The sequence below is a fragment of the Anabaena sp. CA = ATCC 33047 genome (assembly GCF_963870205.1).
Lineage (GTDB): Bacteria > Cyanobacteriota > Cyanobacteriia > Cyanobacteriales > Nostocaceae > Trichormus.
This window is the reverse complement of record NZ_CAWMSA010000040.1, coordinates 295,915-296,670: the sequence shown is the minus strand read 5'-3', so window position 1 is coordinate 296,670 and position 756 is coordinate 295,915. Positions and strand designations below refer to the sequence as shown.

Annotated in this window: 1 protein-coding gene; it reads left to right on the top strand. The window is 36.2% G+C overall.

The annotated features are described in order from the left end of the window. A partial coding sequence (locus tag AACS98_RS10795; RefSeq protein WP_232317142.1) for an RNA-guided endonuclease InsQ/TnpB family protein occupies positions 1–756 on the top strand: 756 nt, incomplete at both ends.

Sequence of the window (756 nt, the reverse complement as noted above, 5' to 3'; positions counted from 1 at the left end):
AAATTCCCCACAGCCATAGATTTACATAAATGGTTAGTAGCATCAATTAAATCTACTCATCCTTGGTATTATGAAGTTTCCAAATGCGCCCCCCAATACGCATTGAAACACCTATCAGATGCTTTTAAATGTTTTTTCCACAAAACCAAAGGCTTTCCTAAATTCAAGAAAAAAGGCAGACACGATAGTTTTACCCTAGATGGTGCAATTAAGATTGACACTCGTAAAGTCAGATTACCTGTGATTGGATGGATAAAAACTTACGAAGATTTACCCACAGCATATCAACCCAAATCAGTCACCATCAGTAAACAAGCTCATCAGTGGTTTATCTCTTGGAAAATAGAAGTAGAAACTTCCACAACACCTAAAACACAAGAGTTTTTAGGAGTTGATTTAGGTATCAATCATTTAGCGACGTTATCCACAGGAGAAATATTTGATGGCGTAAAGAGTTATCAAAAGTATGAATCGAAACTAGCCAGAATGCAATACTTGAACCGTCATAAACAATTCGGTTCCAGTAATTACAGAAAATCCCAAATCAAAATTGCTAGGCTACACCAAAAAATAGCCAACATCAGGAAAGACACATTACATAAAATCACCACCTATATCAGCAAAAACCACGCGGTGATAGGGATAGAGGATTTGAATGTCTCTTTTATGTTAGCAAATGGCAAGTTAGCTAAAGCTATAGCGGATATGGGATTTTATGAGTTTCGTAGGCAGCTAGAATATAAAACACAACTATAC